The organism is Kribbella sp. NPDC004138, from assembly GCF_053603655.1.
This window is the reverse complement of record NZ_JBSGFZ010000010.1, coordinates 174,646-191,012: the sequence shown is the minus strand read 5'-3', so window position 1 is coordinate 191,012 and position 16,367 is coordinate 174,646. Positions and strand designations below refer to the sequence as shown.

19 protein-coding genes and 1 pseudogene are annotated in these 16,367 nt (G+C 69.8%); 3 read left to right on the top strand and 17 right to left on the bottom strand.

What is annotated here, in order from left to right; translation table 11 throughout:
• Positions 1-77: 77 nt before the first annotated feature.
• A complete protein-coding gene (panC, locus tag ACWEOO_RS16730; protein WP_355481933.1) occupies positions 78-905 on the bottom strand; it encodes a pantoate--beta-alanine ligase in 828 nt (275 codons plus the stop codon).
• The gene (locus tag ACWEOO_RS16725) at positions 902-1,777 is read right to left on the bottom strand and encodes a Rossmann-like and DUF2520 domain-containing protein (RefSeq protein WP_452143710.1); all 876 of its coding nucleotides are present in this window, start codon (positions 1,775-1,777) and stop codon (positions 902-904) included. Before ACWEOO_RS16725 ends, panC begins: the two co-directional genes overlap by 4 nt.
• Positions 1,778-1,859: 82 nt before the next feature.
• Between ACWEOO_RS16725 and ACWEOO_RS16720 the strand changes: the two genes are divergently transcribed.
• Both ACWEOO_RS16720 and ACWEOO_RS16715 read left to right on the top strand, forming a co-directional pair.
• Entirely contained in the window at positions 1,860-2,417 is a 558-nt protein-coding gene (locus ACWEOO_RS16720; RefSeq protein ID WP_452143709.1) for a 2'-5' RNA ligase family protein, read from the top strand.
• A pseudogene (locus tag ACWEOO_RS16715) lies at positions 2,417-3,055 on the top strand (SAM-dependent methyltransferase); the annotation flags it as partial. The gene ACWEOO_RS16720 and the pseudogene ACWEOO_RS16715, both read left to right, overlap by 1 nt.
• Before the next feature lie 107 nt (positions 3,056-3,162).
• On the opposite strand, the gene ACWEOO_RS16710 reads toward ACWEOO_RS16715, so the two are convergent.
• Positions 3,163-4,569, bottom strand: a complete 1,407-nt coding sequence (locus ACWEOO_RS16710; RefSeq protein ID WP_452143708.1) for a PH domain-containing protein — start codon at positions 4,567-4,569, stop codon at positions 3,163-3,165.
• Entirely contained in the window at positions 4,566-5,054 is a 489-nt protein-coding gene (locus ACWEOO_RS16705; protein WP_359931932.1) for a PH domain-containing protein, read from the bottom strand. The genes ACWEOO_RS16710 and ACWEOO_RS16705 overlap by 4 nt, the downstream gene beginning before the upstream one ends.
• A gap of 26 nt (positions 5,055-5,080) precedes the next feature.
• Between ACWEOO_RS16705 and ACWEOO_RS16700 the strand changes: the two genes are divergently transcribed.
• A complete protein-coding gene (locus tag ACWEOO_RS16700) occupies positions 5,081-6,280 on the top strand; it encodes an NADH-quinone oxidoreductase subunit D (RefSeq protein WP_452143707.1) in 1,200 nt (399 codons plus the stop codon).
• Between the two features lie 6 nt (positions 6,281-6,286).
• Here ACWEOO_RS16700 and ACWEOO_RS16695 read toward each other — a convergent pair whose 3' ends face one another.
• From ACWEOO_RS16695 to hpt, 13 genes are all read right to left on the bottom strand, one after another.
• Entirely contained in the window at positions 6,287-6,982 is a 696-nt protein-coding gene (locus tag ACWEOO_RS16695) for an NADPH-dependent F420 reductase (protein WP_452143706.1), read from the bottom strand.
• A 6-nt stretch (positions 6,983-6,988) separates the two neighbouring features.
• Entirely contained in the window at positions 6,989-7,774 is a 786-nt protein-coding gene (locus tag ACWEOO_RS16690; RefSeq protein WP_452143705.1) for an inositol monophosphatase family protein, read from the bottom strand.
• A gap of 47 nt (positions 7,775-7,821) precedes the next feature.
• Entirely contained in the window at positions 7,822-8,217 is a 396-nt protein-coding gene (locus ACWEOO_RS16685; RefSeq protein WP_359931921.1) for a hypothetical protein, read from the bottom strand.
• 22 nt (positions 8,218-8,239) lie between these two features.
• Positions 8,240-8,596, bottom strand: coding sequence for a hypothetical protein (locus ACWEOO_RS16680; protein ID WP_355694798.1), 357 nt, complete (start codon positions 8,594-8,596; stop codon positions 8,240-8,242).
• A gap of 95 nt (positions 8,597-8,691) precedes the next feature.
• Positions 8,692-9,210: a DUF3180 domain-containing protein gene (locus ACWEOO_RS16675; RefSeq protein WP_355694800.1), complete on the bottom strand. Its 519-nt coding sequence runs from the start codon at positions 9,208-9,210 to the stop codon at positions 8,692-8,694.
• 2 nt (positions 9,211-9,212) lie between these two features.
• Positions 9,213-9,770, bottom strand: coding sequence for a 2-amino-4-hydroxy-6-hydroxymethyldihydropteridine diphosphokinase (folK, locus tag ACWEOO_RS16670; RefSeq protein WP_452143704.1), 558 nt, complete (start codon positions 9,768-9,770; stop codon positions 9,213-9,215).
• On the bottom strand, positions 9,767-10,156 hold the full coding sequence (gene folB / locus ACWEOO_RS16665) for a dihydroneopterin aldolase (protein WP_344197435.1): 390 nt from the start codon (positions 10,154-10,156) through the stop codon (positions 9,767-9,769). The genes folK and folB overlap by 4 nt, the downstream gene beginning before the upstream one ends.
• Positions 10,153-10,626 (bottom strand): nuclear transport factor 2 family protein, encoded by a 474-nt coding sequence (locus ACWEOO_RS16660; protein WP_452143703.1) that lies wholly within the window; start codon positions 10,624-10,626, stop codon positions 10,153-10,155. Before ACWEOO_RS16660 ends, folB begins: the two co-directional genes overlap by 4 nt.
• A complete protein-coding gene (gene folP / locus ACWEOO_RS16655; RefSeq protein WP_359932138.1) occupies positions 10,623-11,420 on the bottom strand; it encodes a dihydropteroate synthase in 798 nt (265 codons plus the stop codon). The genes ACWEOO_RS16660 and folP overlap by 4 nt, the downstream gene beginning before the upstream one ends.
• 219 nt (positions 11,421-11,639) lie before the next feature.
• Positions 11,640-12,773, bottom strand: coding sequence for a S1 family peptidase (locus tag ACWEOO_RS16650; protein ID WP_452143702.1), 1,134 nt, complete (start codon positions 12,771-12,773; stop codon positions 11,640-11,642).
• A gap of 143 nt (positions 12,774-12,916) precedes the next feature.
• Positions 12,917-13,489, bottom strand: a complete 573-nt coding sequence (gene folE, locus ACWEOO_RS16645; RefSeq protein ID WP_363712543.1) for a GTP cyclohydrolase I FolE — start codon at positions 13,487-13,489, stop codon at positions 12,917-12,919.
• Between the two features lie 79 nt (positions 13,490-13,568).
• Entirely contained in the window at positions 13,569-15,605 is a 2,037-nt protein-coding gene (gene ftsH / locus ACWEOO_RS16640; protein WP_452143701.1) for an ATP-dependent zinc metalloprotease FtsH, read from the bottom strand.
• 209 nt (positions 15,606-15,814) lie between these two features.
• Positions 15,815-16,366: a hypoxanthine phosphoribosyltransferase gene (hpt, locus tag ACWEOO_RS16635; RefSeq protein WP_355481903.1), complete on the bottom strand. Its 552-nt coding sequence runs from the start codon at positions 16,364-16,366 to the stop codon at positions 15,815-15,817.
• Position 16,367 lies beyond the last annotated feature (1 nt).

Genomic DNA, 16,367 nt, shown 5'->3' with positions numbered 1-16,367 from the left:
GGGAGTTACGGCCCCGTGACCCGCCGCGCCGGAGGCGTGGCATCAGCACAGTCATCCCGCGACGGTATCAATCGATTTCATCGCAGGGTGATGGAAATGTTGTCGATGAGACGGGTCAGGCCGACGCGGGCGGCGATCAGCATCCGGGCCTCGCCGGGGCCGATCACCGGGCCGAGATCGGGGGCTCGCAACGCGAGATAGTCGATCTTCACCGACGGCACCGCCTCGAGCTCGGCCTGTGCGGCGGCCATCACCGCGTCCGGCCCGTTCATCCCGGCCTTCGCGCCGGCGCTCAGCGCCCGGTACAGCACCAGGGCCTCGTCACGCTCGGTCTCGCTCAGGTACCGGTTGCGTGAGGACAGCGCGAGACCGTCCGCCTCCCGCACGGTCGGCACCGGCACGATGTCCACGTCCATGTCGAGGTCGCAGACCATCTCGCGGATCAGCGTCAGCTGCTGGTAGTCCTTCTCGCCGAACAGCGCCAGGTCCGGTGCCGTGAGGTGCAGCAGCTTCGACACCACGGTCAGTACGCCGGAGAAGTGACCGGGCCGGAACACGCCTTCCAGCTCGTCCGCCAACGGACCGGGGTGCACGGTGATCGACGGCTCGTTCGGGTACAGCTCGTCGCGGGACGGGTTGAAGACCAGGTCGACGCCCTCGTTCTTCGCGATCGCCAGGTCGCTGGCCAGCGTCCGCGGGTACCGGTCGAAGTCCTCGGTCGGCCCGAACTGCAACGGGTTCACGAAGATCGTCAGGACCACGCTGCCGTCCGGTCCGACCCGTTCGCGTGCCTCGGCCAGCAACGCGGCATGGCCGTCGTGCAGAGCCCCCATGGTCATCACGACCGCGCGCGGCCGGATCGCGGCTGCCGCCCGCAGCTCGGCCTTGGTCTGGGTGAGTCTCATCGAGGTGCCTCCCCTGTCGGATCTGCCTGGTGCCCGTCCAGTACCTCGGTCAATCGGCGGACTGTGTCCGCGTCCAGCCGGCCGTCCGCCGCGGCCAGCTCGACCGTCGCGCGGGCCAGCTCGGCGTACGTGCTGGCGATCCTGCGCTGCGTGCTGCTCCCGGTACTGCCTCGCAGTGCTTCCAGATGTGCTGCCACCGTGTCGGCATCGCCCCGGGCGATCGGCCCGGTGAGCGCATGATGACCGGATCGCAGCGTGTTGTCGAGGGTTGCGGCCAGCAGCGGGCGCAGTGTCGCCGCCGGATCCGACACGCCCGCCTCCCGCAGTACGGCGACCGCCTGCGTGACCAGCGTGGTCAGGTGGTTCGCGCCGTGGACGAGACCCGCGTGGTACCGCGCACGCTGCTCGTCGGCGACCCACTGCACCTGCGCGCCCAGCGCCTTCACCAGTCGCTCGACGAGCGACCGGGCGGCGTCCGGGGCGGTCGCGGTGAACATGACCCCGTCCAGCTGCACCGGGCCGCCCGGAAAGGTCATCGAGGGGTGCAGCGCGACCGGTGTCGCGGCGAGGCCGGCCAGTGGGGCCAGACCGTGCGCCCCGGACAGATGAACGACGTACTGCGCGCTGGTCAGCGGCAGTGTCTGCGCCACGTCGCGGATCAGGTCGTCCGGTACGGCGACCAAGACGACGTCCGCGCTCCTGGTGACCTCGTCAGGGGTCAGCACGGGCACAGCGGGCAGAAGGCGGGCGGCGCGTTCCCTGGACGCGTCCGACCGCGCGGTGACTCCGACCAACCGATGTCCGGCTGCCGCCATGGCTGCTCCCAGGGCGGTCCCGGCCCGGCCGGCTCCGATCAAGCCGATCCGTTCCATCACTCACTCTCTTCTCGTTCCAGTCCCGCGGCGGGGTACCAGACGATCTACTTGTCAGCGTAGGTGATGAGAGCATGGCGCGGTGAGTGATGCATGGGCAGCTGGCACCGAATTGACGGCGATTCTGATCACAGTCCCGGAGCTCGCGGCGGCCACGGACCGCTGGCGCTCGGTGTCCCGGTCGACGGCGCGGCCGCAGGTCCCGCTGACCGAGCTCATCCCGCCGCACGTGACCGTGCTGGTGCCGTGGGTCGCCGAGCCCACCGACACCGATGTGGACCGGCTCCGGTCGGCCGTGGCGGCCATCGAACCGTTCGAGCTCAGCTTCCCGACGGCCGGCCAGTTCCCGAACGGTACGGCGTGGCTGCGGCCGGAGCCGTTCGACACGGTGCGCTCGATCCTGCTGTCCGTGGTCGCCGCGTTCCCCGAGTGCCCGCCGTACGGCGGTGAGTTCCCGGACCCGCATCCGCACCTGACGATCTCGTCGTCCGCCCAGGGCGGCCCGGCCGTGGTCGCCGAGGCGAACGCCGCGCTGGCCGCGGCCCCGGCGCCGACCGTGCAGTTGACGGAGCTGGGGCTGTGGCGGGAGGACGCTGCCGGTGTGTGGGGCCAGATCGGTGCCGTGCCGCTGGGTTCCTGATGACCGAGACGTACCGCGCGGCCTGGGAACGGGCGCTCTACGGACCTGACGGCTTCTACCGCCGGGAGCGCCCGTCCGCCCATTTCCGTACGTCGGTGCACGCGTCCGCGCTCTTCGGACAGGCGATCGCACGGCTGGCCCGTCAGCTGGAGGTCACCACGGTCGTCGACATCGGCGCCGGCTCCGGCGAACTGGGCCAGGTCCTGCGTGCCCAGGGCCTGAAGGTCCTGGACATCGAGCTCGACGACGCGCTGCCCGACCGCCTGCACGGCCTGGTGGTCGCGAACGAGTGGCTCGACAACGTCCCGTGCGAGGTCGTCGAGTGGGATGACGAGGGCCGTCCCCGCTACCTCCTCCCCGACCTGACCCCAGGGCCGGTTGTAGAAGGCAACGATCTCCGCTGGCTCGAGAAGTGGTGGCCAGGCGAGCCTGGTGATCGGGCCGAGGTCGGGGTCCGTCGCGATCGGTCCTGGGCCGACGTGGTCAGTCGCCTCACTGCGGGAAGTCTCGCGATCGCCATCGACTACGGGCACGTCAAGGCGTCCAGACCGCCGTATGGGACCCTGACCGGCTTCCGCGACGGACGGGAATGCGACCCGGCACCCGACGGGACCTGCGACATCACCGCGCACGTGGCGCTCGACTCGCTCGGCGGCACCATCCTGAGCCAGCGTGACGCCCTGCGCGCGCTGGGTGTCAGCGGGGCCCGCCCGAGCCTGGAGCTGGCTCAGACGGATGCCAGGCGCTACCTGTCCGAGCTGTCGTCAGCAGGTGAGGCGGCCGAGTTGCTCGACCCGTCTGGACTCGGCGGGTTCGGCTGGGTCTGGACCGCGGCGGACGCGGCCACCGTACGGCGTGCCTCGCGCGCCCTGTCCGCCTGAGCCTCCACAAGCGCCGCAGCTTCCACCTGATCGCGGTGCAGCGCCGTGGCGTCGGTCGGCCCCACCGGCGTGTCGACGTGAACGTTGGCGAGTCCAAGACGCCGCTGCAGCGGCCCCTGCTCCAGCCGGACCGACTGCGTCTTGTGGTGCAGCACGATCGACGTACGGCGGCTCACCCAGCCACGCGTGGTGACCATGACCTGCCCGTCGACGCCGTACGCCAAGAACCGCCAGCCGATCGGCCGCAGCCATTTTGCGCGCTCCGGAGCCGGGTGCATCTGGATGCGGCTCAGATCGAGGCCAGGCAGTACGCGGGCGAGCACGTACGCCACCTCGGCGCGCTCACCCACCGGCAGCAACTGTGCGCCCTCGAGCAGGTCGTCGCCGTCCTCCCGCTGGCCGGCGACGCCGGCGATGTCCAGCTCGACGCGCGACCAGCCGAGCAACCGCCAGATCAGCGGCTCGGTGATCAGCAGGCCCTGCACCCGGCCAGGCGGAACGGTCTGCCGCTGGACGTCGAACAGGCCGCGCTTGGTCCGCAGTCCGTGGCTGGACTCCGACAGCGTGAACCCGTGGTTCCCCACGACCTGCTTCCAGATCGGCTGCACGACACCCAGCAGCAGCGGTAGACCGGCCCACAGACCGATGTGGAAGTCCAGCACCATCGTCGCGACGATCAGCCAGATCAGTGCACCGGCACTGGCGACGACCGTGGACGACAACAGCGTCGCACCGAGCAGGCGGCTCGTCGGAACGGTCAGCAGCGGCGGAGCCACCGCCTCGGCCTGCTGCTCGTGGGCCTGCTGCTCGGCGGCCTGCTCGCCCTTGGCCCGGACCAGCAGGATCGTGCGGAGCTGCTGCGCCTCCTCGTACCGGAAGAAGCTCAGCTTCCCGTCGCTCTTGCCGCCGCCGGCCACGTCCATCCGCAGCTCGGCCATGCCGAACAACCGGGCGACGAACGGCTGCGCCACGTCGATCGCCTGGATCCGGTCGAAGCGGATGATCCGGGTCCGGCGGAACAGGAACCCGCTGTCGACCCGGATCGCGTCGGCGGTCAGCTGCCACTTGGTGAACCACCAGGACAGTGCGCCGAGCAGGATGCCGCCGACGAGGACCGCTGCCAGGCCGATGCCCGCGATCGTCAGGTTGGTCCGCAGGCCCTCGTTGTTGACCAGCGCGAAGGCCGCGACGACGAAGTACCCCCAGCCCTTGACGAAGGGGGTGAGCGGGTGAAGCCGTTGTCCGACGACCTCGGCGGTCTGCTCGGTCACAGGCCCCACGCCTGCGCCTGGCCGAGGGCGGACAAGCGGTCACGCAGCCGGCCGGCCTCGTCCGGGTGCAGCCCGGGGATCTTCGCGTCGGTCGCCGGCGTCGCCGTGTGCAGCTCCACGGTGGCCATCCCGTACGCACGCTCCAGCGGCCCGGCGGTCACGTCCACGAACTGCATCCGGCCGTACGGTACGACGACCAGCTCGCGGAACATCACCCCGTGGCTGACCAGCAGCTCGTCCTCGCGTTCGGCGTACCTCCAGGACCGCTGGTTCCGGCCGATCAGCACCCACGACCAGCCGAGGGCCAGCACGATCACCACGACCGCGAGCAGGCCGTACTGCCAGCCCACCGTCAGTCCGAGCGCGAGCAGTGCCGCGATCGCGGTCAGCCCGGCGACGATCGCCGCGTTCAGCCGCCGCAGCGTGGCCAGCTTCGGCGAGACCGGCGTCCAGCTGACATCGGAGGGTGCGAAGAGGTCGTCCACAGGTAAAGCCTGTCACGATAGTGGTCATGAGTACGGAAAGAGTCGTGGGAGTCGGGGCGGGAGCCGCCGGATTCGACCCTGTTTACGAGCGGGGCGGGACCGGGAGCGGTTCGGAGCTGGCCACCACCGACATGGTGCTCAACATCGGGCCCCAGCACCCGGCGACGCACGGCGTGCTGCGCCTGCGGCTGACCCTCGACGGTGAGCGGATCGTCGGCTGCGAGCCGATCATCGGCTACATGCACCGCGGCGCGGAGAAGCTGTTCGAGGTCCGCGACTACCGGCAGATCATCGTCCTGGCGAACCGGCACGACTGGCTGTCGGCGTTCGCGAACGAGCTCGGCGTGGTGCACGCGGTCGAGCGGATGATGGGCCTCGAAGTTCCCGTCCGGGCCGTCTGGCTGCGGACCCTGCTGGCCGAGCTGAACCGGATCCTGAACCACCTGATGTTCCTCGGCTCGTACCCGCTGGAGCTCGGCGCGATCACGCCGGTGTTCTACGCGTTCCGCGAGCGGGAGACGATCCAGGCGGTGATGGAGGAGCTGTCCGGCGGCCGGATGCACTACATGTTCAACCGGGTCGGCGGCCTCAAGGAGGACCTGCCGTACGGCTGGCTCGGCCGCGCGGCCGCCGCCTCCGCCGCGGTCCGCACCCGGCTGCCCGACATCGAGGAGATCATCCTCGGCAACGAGATCTTCCGCGCCCGCACCGTCGGCGTCGGCAAGCTCTCGCCGGAACTCGTCGCGCAGTACGGCGTCTCCGGCCCGATCGCCCGCGCCTCCGGCGTGGACGCCGACCTGCGCCGCGACGAGCCCTACCTGGCGTACGGCGAACTGCAGGACGTGCTGCGCGTCGTGACCCGCCCCGAGGGCGACTGCTTCGCGCGCTTCGCCGTCCTGCTCGACCAGGTGAAGGCCTCGCTCGACCTGGTCGACGCCTGCCTCGACAAGCTGTCGACGCTGCCCGCCGGACCGGTCAACGTCCGGCTGCCGAAGATCCTGAAGGTCCCCGAGGGCCAGACGTACGCCTGGACCGAGAGCCCGCTCGGCATCAACGGCTACTACCTGGTCTCCCGCGGCGACAAGACCCCGTGGCGGCTGAAGCTCCGCTCGGCCAGCTTCAACAACATCTCCGCACTGCCCGCCCTGCTCCCCGGCACGATGATCCCCGACATGATCGCGATCCTCGGCAGCATGTTCTTCGTCGTCGGCGACATCGACAAGTAACGCGCGTCAGACGTCGCGCCGGGCCACCGGCGGGCGATGGGCGGCGGCGATCAACTGCACGAGCCGGGCCACCGGCAGCGGCTTCCCCGGATCGGGGTGCTGCTTCGCCTTGGACAGGTACGGCGTCACGTACGCGGCCGTCTCCGGCTCGAACCGCCAGCTCTCGCTCAGCGGACCGACGTCGACCACGTCGAACCCGAGCGTCCGGATCAGCTCCGTGGCCGCGGCCTTCGCGTCCGCGTCGTCGCCGGCGATCGGCAACGCGCTGCGATCCGGCGCGTCGGCGGGCCTGGCCAGTGTCACGATGTTCCGCGCGGCGATGTTGTTGAACGCCTTTACCGTGTGGGCTGCGGGCAACCGTTCCTGCAGGAGCTGTGCCGTCGTCACCACCTCGCGGTCGAGCCGGTCGATCCGGCCGTCACGCCGCGGGTAGTAGTTCATCGTGTCCAGCACGACCTTGCCCGCGAACGGCGCCACCGGCAGCTCGGCGTACCGTCCGAGCGGGATGCTCACCAGGACCCAGTCCCCTGCCCGCGCGGCCTCGTCGACGGTCCCGGCCCGGATGCCGAGGCTGCGTGCCTTGTCCGCCAGGCTCTCCGGACCGCGCGAGTTCGCCATCACCACGTCGAGGCCCGCGCCGACGGCGAGCCACGCCACCACCGACCCGATGTTGCCGCTGCCGATGACCCCGAGCGTCGCCACGGTGCCTCACTGACCTCGCGGCGCGGCGAGCAGCTCCTGCAGCGGTTCGCGGATGCCGTCGGCGACCGCGAAGACGCCGCGGGACTCGGGCGAGTGGCCGGTGCCGTCGAGGTCCAGGACGGTGACGCCGGCCTCGCGGCAGATCGCCACGCCCGCCATCGTGTCCCAGGGCTTGTTGGAGAACATGATCAGCGCGTCGAAGTACCCGTTCGCCGTCCAGGTCAGCGCGGTGGCCGCCGTACCGATCATCCGGAGGCGCTGCACGCGCGGGTACAGCCGCTGGGTGAGGGCGATCCGGTCAGCGTTCACCTGGTCCGCGTCCGGACCGACGGCATAGTCGCCGACGGCAACCAACGCGTCGGACAAATCGGCGCACTCGCTGCCCCGGATCGGCTTCCCGTCGCGGGTCGCGCCCAGCCCCTCGGCGGCCGCGTACGTCGTACCGAGCGCCGGGTGGTCGATGACGCCCGCGACGGCGCGGCCCTCGTGGATCAGCCCGAGCGAGATCGCCCACAGCGGCACGCCGTGGATGAAGTTCACCGTGCCGTCGACCGGGTCCAGCACCCAGCGGGTGCCGTCGGTGGCGCCGCCCTCCTCCTCGCCCAGGACGCCGATCTCCGGCGTCTCCCGCTCGAGGAAGGCCCGCACCTCCCGCTCCACCGCGAAATCCACCTCGGAGGCCATGTCCCGGTCCCCCTTGACCGTCAGCTCTCCCGGCGCCATCCGCTCGGTCACCTCCCGCCCACGCTCGACGGCGGCTTGGGCAACCTTCAACAGCTTCGCAAGATCCACACCCACGAACCTACGCGACGTGCGCCTACTCACCGCGCGGTCATGGGTCAGGCGATTCCGAGGGCGCGGCGCCTGCGGCGCCAGGCGGCGGCTGCCGCTGCGCCGCCGATGGCCAGTGCGCCCACAGCGGCTGCCTTGCCGAACTGGATCGGGCAGCCGGACGCGCAGTCCGGGATTTCGTACGGCTGGCCGGGGTTCAGCTCGTGGGTCTCGTCGGCGGAGACGTACGCCTCGTCGGCCGGGAACGGGAAGCCCTCGGGGTTCAGCAGCCGGTACCAGTACAGGTCGTCCCAGGCCTTGCGCCGGCACGTCACGTTCACCGACGGCGACTCGTACGGCGTCGGCCCCAGCTGGCCGATCGGCAGATGGTCCTCGTTGTAGACCGTGACGTGCCCGTTCGGGTCGTTCATCGTCACAGCGGGATAGCGTGCGTCCAGCCCCATACACCGCAGTATGGGGGCGGACTCAGGACGCGGCCAGGCCTCGGAGCTTGAGGTCCACGACGGTCGGCGCGTCGGCCTGCGAGTGCTTGTCGCCCGCGGCCACAACGGTCGCGACCTCCTGGTCGATCTTGTCCAGCCGCTGGTCGATCTTGTCCAGCCGGCGCTGCATCAGGTCGACGAACTCCGCGTTCTCGACCACGCGCGCGCTGGTGATCCGCGAGTACTCCTGCGCGACCTGTGCGCGCTCGTCGGAGTGGGCCAGCCGCTCGACCAGCAACTGGTGGCGGAACAGGAAAGCAGCAGCGATCGCGACCAGAGCTGCACCGACTGCGGCGGCCCGGAGGATCCAGGCATTCTGCGAGAAGAGCGCGATACTCACGCCCAGGCAGACAACGATCAGCGATGCGTTGGCAACGGTGAGAACTGTGGTCCTGGTTCGACGGCGGCTACCCCTTGACCCCATGGGTCGTCATGTTAAGGGGTCTCGTCGGGGTCCTCGGGAATCCGACACGCGCGTTCGAGCAACAATCCGGCCGTGACGACCAACACCGAGATCACCGCCGCCGCTCCGGCCATGATCACCCGGTTACGAGGCCCCGAAGAGCCCATCGCTTGCAGGAAGCTTAACGCGAACCCTGCGTACACACCGGTGCACAACGCGCCGACAAACGCGCTCGCCTTGCCGATCATCAACAGGAAGACCGCACGCGACGGTTCGATCCGCTCCCGGCGCACCTGGATCCGCTGATGCGTGTTGCGCGCAGCGGCGAACAGCAACGCGGCCAGGAACGCCCAGGCGATCAGCGTCAGCCACGACACCGCGGGCGCGACCCCGCCGCCGGACTCGATCGCCTTCACCAGCGTGACGCCGACCGCGACGCCGAGAACGGCGATCGCGACCAGCAGCCGCCGTGACGTCGGCCGCACCGAACCCGGAGGCGGGCCCTGACTGTCGTCCCGGGGCGCCCGGCCGGGCTCGGTACCGCCGGACACCACTACTGCAGCTCGATGTCGAGCTTGGTCACGCCGTCGGTTCCGACCTTGGCGAGCAGGTCCGCGACCGGGCCGTGGCCCGGCAGGACGGCGTCCCGCTCGATGTCGAGCCAGGGCGCCAGCACGAACGCACGCTCGTGCGCCCGCGGGTGCGGGATGGTCAGTTCCTCGGTCTCGATCGTCTTCTGCCCGTAGGTGATCAGGTCGACGTCGAGGGTCCGCGGCGCGCCCGGGACGCTGCGCTCCCGGCCGAACGCCTGCTCGACCGCGTGTGCGCGCTCCAGCAGCAGGTCGACGGCCAGCGTGGTGTCCGCGAGCAGGACGATGTTCAGGTACGAACCGGACTCGTCCGGGCCGCCCACGGGTTCGGTCTCGTACACCGGCGAGACCTCGACCACCACGACGTCCGGGGTGTCCCGCAGCGCGTCGACCGCGCCCTGCAGGTTCGCCTCACGGTCGCCGAGATTGCTGCCGAGCGACAGGATCACCTGGCGGATCGGCTTCAGGCCGCCGCTCAGGGTGTCCGCGTCGATGACGTGGGGACTAGGGGTCTCAGTCACGAGGATTCTCCGGCTCTGCGCTGCACGGTCAGGACAACGTCGTCGAACGGCACCGTGATCGGCGCCGAGGGTTTGTGGATGGTGACCGCCGTCGCTGTCACCCGCTCGTCGGCGAGACAGAGATCGGCGATCCGCTGGGCGAGGGTCTCGATCAGGTCCACCGGGTCGGTCTCGATCGCCTGGTGCACCCGCTCGGCCACCACCCCGTAGTTCACGGTGTCGGCCAGGTCGTCGGAAGCCGCCGCGGGCCGGGTGTCCAGCTCCAGCCGGACGTCCACGACGAACTCCTGCCCGTCGGCCCGCTCGTGGTCGAACACCCCGTGGCGCCCGAACCCTCGGATGCCACGGATCTCGATCACGTCAGGAGGGCTTACGGGACCGCTCATTCCGCCTCCTCCTGTGGGCCCCCAGACGACAGTACCGGTGAGGCATGGTGGATCCACAACCGCCAGCCGCTGGAAGTTCTGCGGAAAACGTTGGTCGCGAGCGCCTTCCCGCCCGCGAACCCCTCCTCCGGGGCGCCCTCGCCGGAGGACAGCACGTTCTCCGTACACGTGACGTAGGCCACGTCGCCGTCCACCCGCACCTGCACGTCGGTGAGGAAGAACTGGATATACGGCGTGTTCGCGAAGATCATCGCCCAGGCCCGCATCATCTCGGCGTACCCGGAAATGGCCGCGTTTCCGGGATGGATGCACACCGGGTCCGGCTCCGGCAGCCAGACGGCCGCCATCAGGTCCAGGTCACCGGCCTCGAACGCGTTGTAGAAGGCGGTGTTGGCCTGCAGCACGACGTCCTCCACCGTGGCGCCGGCCGGCCCCTTGGGCGCGCCGTCCTGCCGCGGTCCGTCCGTCATACCGTTCCCCATCTCTTCGCCACCCGGACCGCGTCCGCGCTCGGTGCCACCGCGTGGGCCCGGACACACCAGGCACCCGCGGCGGCGGCCAGGGCGGATACGGCCACGCTCGCGTCGTCTCGTCGTACGGCCGGTCTGGGTTCACCGGTCTGCTCGTCGGCGAGCAGCCTACCGAGGAACGTCTTCCGGGACGCACCGATCAGCAACGGTCTTTCCAGGACGGCGAATTCCCGCAACCGGCGAAGAATCTCCCAGTTGTGCTCCGCGTTCTTCGCGAAACCGAGGCCGGGGTCGAGGGCGACCCGGTTCAGGTCGATGCCCGCGCGGCTGATCACGTCGAGGCGTTCACCCAGCTCGGCGATCACCTCCGCGACCACGTCGGCGTACTCGGCCTTGTTCTGCATGTCGATCGAGTGCCCGCGCCAGTGCATGCACAGGTACGGCGTGCGGCGCTCGGCGACCAGCGGGAGCATGTCCGGATCGGCCTGCCCGCCGGACACGTCGTTGATCATCGTGGCGCCGGCGTCGAGGGCCAACTCGGCGACGTTCGCCCGCATGGTGTCGACCGAGATGATCGCGCCTTCCGCGGCGAGGGTCTCCACGACCGGGATCACCCGGCGGATCTCCTCCTCCGGCGACGGCCGGACGGCGCCCGGCCGGGTGGACTCACCACCCACGTCCAGCAGGTCGGCGCCCTCGGCCAGCAACTCCCGGCCGTGCTTGATCGCGGCACTCGGCTCGAACCACTCGCCGCCGTCCGAGAACGAGTCCGGTGTCACGTTCACCACACCCATGACGAGGCACCGGTCCAGGACCGGCAACCCGTCGACGTGACCCCACGGCTCAGTTCTCACCCACACACCGTAGTAGCCCCCGCCCCCAACCGGACAACCAGCCGCGTTTCCCCTCCCCAACCCATTTGGCTGGCTACCCAGCCACCTGGTGGGTTCTGCACCCTCATTCCGGGTGACAAACCCCCCACTTCGCTGGGTAGCCAGCCAAATGGGGATGCGTCAGTCGGCGAGGATCAGGCGGGACTTCGTTGCTTGCAGGACGGGCGTGATGGGTTGTGCGTACGACTCGTTGGTCTGGCCATACTTCTCCAGGCACTTGCCGTCGATCAGGGCCGCGCCGCTGGTGATGCCCTGCGCGTAGTTCCCGGTCATGCTGGCGCCGCCGGAGTCGCCCGCCTCGACGCAGGCGGTGTGCTGGAACAGCCCGCGGACCACGCGGTTGTTGCCGTAGTTGACCGTCACGTTCCGCGCGACGATCCGCCCGCAGGTCCACCCGGTGCTCTTACCCGACTTGCACAGCGTCGAGCCGACGGTGGCGTCCGCGATCCCCTTGACCGCGACGTTGCCGTTCCCCCAGCCCTCGACGTACCCCTGCTGGTCCCAGCCCTCGATCACGCCGACGGACCCGAAGTCGTGGCCCGGGAAGCTCGAGGTGGAGGTGTTGCCGAGGATGTACCCGTTGCGGGAGAACGACGGCCGGCCGGACGTGCAGTGCCCCGCGGTCAGGAAGATCCGGTTGCCCTTGCGGGTCTTGGCGTTGAACCCGAGCGAGCACACGTACCCGGTGTTCTTGTCGACCTGGACGCCGCCGCGCAGGCCGAAGTCGTCCGCGGTCGGCCGGACCGAGCCGGACACCCGGCGGACCGTGACCCGATCGCCGTTCGACTCGGCGCGGGCCAGGAAGCGGTTGGTGATCGAGTCGTGCGCGGTCCGCGGCACCGACACCACCACGGTCCCGGAGACCGGATCGACGTACCAGGACCGGACCTTGCCGGCGCTGGACCTGGTGGCGAGCTGGTTCAGCTCGCCCTGGACGGCGTTCAGCTGGCGGGCCGTGTACTTCACCAGGCGCGGGATCGCGCCGATCTGCCGGACCAGCTCGGCCGTCGACAGGTCCGAGACCGCGACGACCAGCTCGCCGCCGTCGTCGTAGTAGCTGCCCACGAAGCCCGCGTCGGAGCCGAGCTCGGACTGCAGGGTCTCGGCGATCAGCGGGTCCACGGTCGGCTTCGCGGCCTGATGGTCGGCCTTGGCCCGCGTGTCCGCGGTGGCCCAGTTCGCCGCGACCAGTCCGCCTGCCGTCAGGACTGCGACCCCGGCCAATGCGGCGCCGACCCGGAAACGCCCCGACATCCTGTCCTCCTCACACCGGCACCTGGTCCCCGTTGGCCACGATGCCACTACGGAAAGTAAACGCTCAGCAACAGAATGTCCATAGTGCCGGACTCTCAAACTTCAACGAAGTCCCGGGTCGCGGGGCTACGGGCCGACGGGCGTCAGCCGACGATCAGGCTCATCGCCTCGGCGCGGGTGACCGGGTTGCGGAGCTGGCCGCGGACGGCCGACGTGATCGTCTTCGCGCCCGGTTTCCGGACGCCGCGCATCGTCATGCACAGGTGCTCGCACTCGATCACGACGATCACGCCGCGCGGCTGCAGGATCTCGACCAGGGACTCGGCGATCTGCGTGGTCAGCCGTTCCTGGACCTGCGGCCGTTTCGCGTACACGTCGACCAGCCGGGCGAGCTTCGACAACCCGGTCACCCGGCCGTCCCGGCTCGGGATGTACCCGACGTGCGCGACCCCGGTGAACGGCACCAGGTGGTGCTCGCACAGGCTCCAGACCTCGATGTCCTTCACCAGGATCATCTCGTCGTGCTCGAGCGCGAACGTGGTCGTCAGCACGTCCTCGGCGCCCTGCCCGAGGCCGGCCGTGATCTCGGCGTACGAGCGGGCCACCCGGGCCGGTGTGTCCTGCAGACCCTCGCGGTCCGGGTCCTCGCCGATCGCGAGCAGCAGCTCGCGCACGGCTCGTTCCGCCCGCTGGTGGTCGAACTTCGGTGACGTCATCCCTGGAACGCTACCGGCACCGCGAACGGCGAACGCCGCCACCCGGACGGGTGGCGGCGTTCAGCTCACTGCTTGCTGGTCACTTGCTGGACGGCGGGGTCGGGCCGCTGCCGTACTCCGGCGGGCGGATCGCCTCGTCGGGGCCGACCGAACCGCCCGGCAGCACGTCGGACAGCGAACCGTTCTGCTCGGCGCGCGACCCGTTGACCGGCATCACCGGCGGCTGGTCGGACGGCACCCGGGTGGACGAGCCGGTCCAGGCCGGCCGCCGCTCCCGCTTGATCACCGGCTCGAACACGCGGGCGATCTGGTGCTTGTCCAGGGTCTCCTTCTCCAGCAGCTCCTCGACCAGGTGGTCCAGGACCGCCCGGTTCTCGACCAGGATGTCGAAGGCCTCCTGGTGCGCGTTCAGGATCAGCTTGCCGACCTCCTCGTCGACCGCGGCCGCGATCTCCTCGGAGTAGTTCCGCTGGCTGCCCAGGTCGCGGCCAAGGAACGGCTCGCTGCTCTCCTGACCGAACTTGATCGCGCCGAGCCGCTCGGTCATGCCGTACTGCGTGACCATCGCCCGGGCCAGCGCAGTGGCCTTCTCGATGTCGTTGCTGGCGCCCGTGGTCGGGTCGTGGAAGACCATCTCCTCGGCCGCCCGGCCGCCGAGCATGTAGGCCAGCTTGTCGAGCATCTCGGAGCGGGTGGTCGAGTACTTGTCCTCGTCCGGCATCACCATCGTGTAGCCGAGCGCGCGGCCGCGCGGCAGGATCGTCACCTTCTGCACCGGGTCGGAGTGCGGCAGCGCCGCGGCGACCAGGGCGTGACCGCCCTCGTGGTACGCGGTGAGCACCTTCTCCTTGTCCGACATCAGGCGGGTCCGGCGCTGCGGGCCGGCGATGACCCGGTCGATGGCCTCGTCCAGCGCGCGGTTGTCGATCATCTGCGCGTTCGAGCGGGCGGTCAGCAGGGCCGCTTCGTTCAGCACGTTGGCCAGGTCGGCGCCGGTCATACCGGGCGTCCGGCGGGCGACCGCGGTGAGGTCGACGTCCTGCGCCATCGGCTTGCCGCGGGCGTGCACCTTGAGGATCTTCTGCCGGCCGGGCAGGTCCGGCGCGTCGACGGCGATCTGCCGGTCGAACCGGCCGGGCCGCAGCAGCGCCGGGTCGAGCACGTCGGGCCGGTTGGTGGCCGCGATCAGGATCACACCGCCGCGGACGTCGAAGCCGTCCATCTCGACCAGCAGCTGGTTCAGCGTCTGCTCGCGCTCGTCGTGACCGCCGCCGAGGCCCGCGCCGCGGTGCCGGCCGACGGCGTCGATCTCGTCGATGAACACGATCGCCGGCGCGTTGGTCTTGGCCTGCTCGAACAGGTCCCGGACCCGGGAGGCGCCGACACCGACGAACATCTCGACGAAGTCCGAACCGGAGATCGAGTAGAACGGCACGCCGGCCTCGCCCGCGACCGCACGGGCCAGCAGGGTCTTACCGGTACCGGGCTGGCCGTAGAGCAGCACGCCCTTCGGGATCTTGGCGCCGACGGCCTGGAACTTGCCCGGCTCCTGCAGGAACTCCTTGATCTCCTGGAGCTCCTCGATCGCCTCGTCGACGCCCGCGACGTCGGCGAACGTGGTCTTCGGGGTGTCCTTGGTGACCAGCTTGGCCTTCGACTTGGCGAAGCTCATCACCCGCGAGCCGCCGCCCTGCATCGAGTTCATCAAGAAGATGAACACGACCGCGATCAACAGGAACGGGATCAGCGTGGAGAACACCTGGCCGATGAAGCTCGGCTTCGGGTTCTCGACGTCGTACCGCTCGATCTTGCCGTCCTGGAACAGCGTCTGCAGGTCGTTCCCGAGCGAGTTGCCCTGGCCGTCGACCCAGTGCGCCCGGAGCTTGGTGCCGTCGGTCTTCTCGACCCGGATCTCCTGGTCCGGGTCGATCAGCGTCACCGTCTTGATCGTCTTGTCGCTCGACGACTTGGCCTGCTGGATCAGCTGCACGACCTGGCCGGTCGGCTCGGTCTTGTACCCGGTCGAGCCGGTCAGGAGCTGCCCGATCACCAGCACGCCGAGGAAGGCGACGACGATCCAGAACAGGGGTCCGCGGAAGATGCGCTTCACGTCCATGATCGGGGCCTAGGCCCCGTCCCTCCTAGCTCGGCAGGCCCGGGTGTCGCGGGCTTGTGACGGTAATACCAGTCCAAGTGTCTCGTGCCGCACAAGACAACACAGCACTAGGGTCACCAAAGGACAGTACGACCCGTTGTACAGGCCGTCACCAAGTCTGCCCAGAAGCCTAGACCGGGGCGGTGGGGTGGGGAAGGTATCTGGGGAGCTCAGGAATAGACGTGCGGGGCGAGTGTGCCCACGCAGCGCAGGTTCCGGTACTTCTCGGCGTAGTCCAGCCCGTAGCCGACGACGAACTCGTCCGGCAGCTCCAGGCCGACGTACTTCACCGGGACCCGCATCTTCGCCGCGTCCGGCTTCACGAACGCCGTGCACAGCTCCAGCGAGGCCGGCTTGCGTGACTCCAGGTTGCTGACCAGCCAGCTCAGCGTGAGACCGGTGTCGATGATGTCCTCGACGATCAGCACGTGCCGGTTGGTGATGTCGGTGTCCAGGTCCTTCTGGATCCGCACCACGCCCGACGACTTGGTCCCGGAGCCGTACGACGAGATGGCCATCCAGTCCATCTCCACGTGCCGGCTGAACGACCGGGCCAGGTCGGCCATCACCATCACCGCGCCGCGCAGGACGCCGACCAGCAGCAGGTCCTTGCCCTCGTAGTCCGCCTCGATCCGCGCTGCCAGCTCGCGCAGCTTCGCGAGGATCTGCTCCTCGGTGTAATGGATCTTGGTCAGGTCCTTCTCGATGTCCGCCGCATCCACG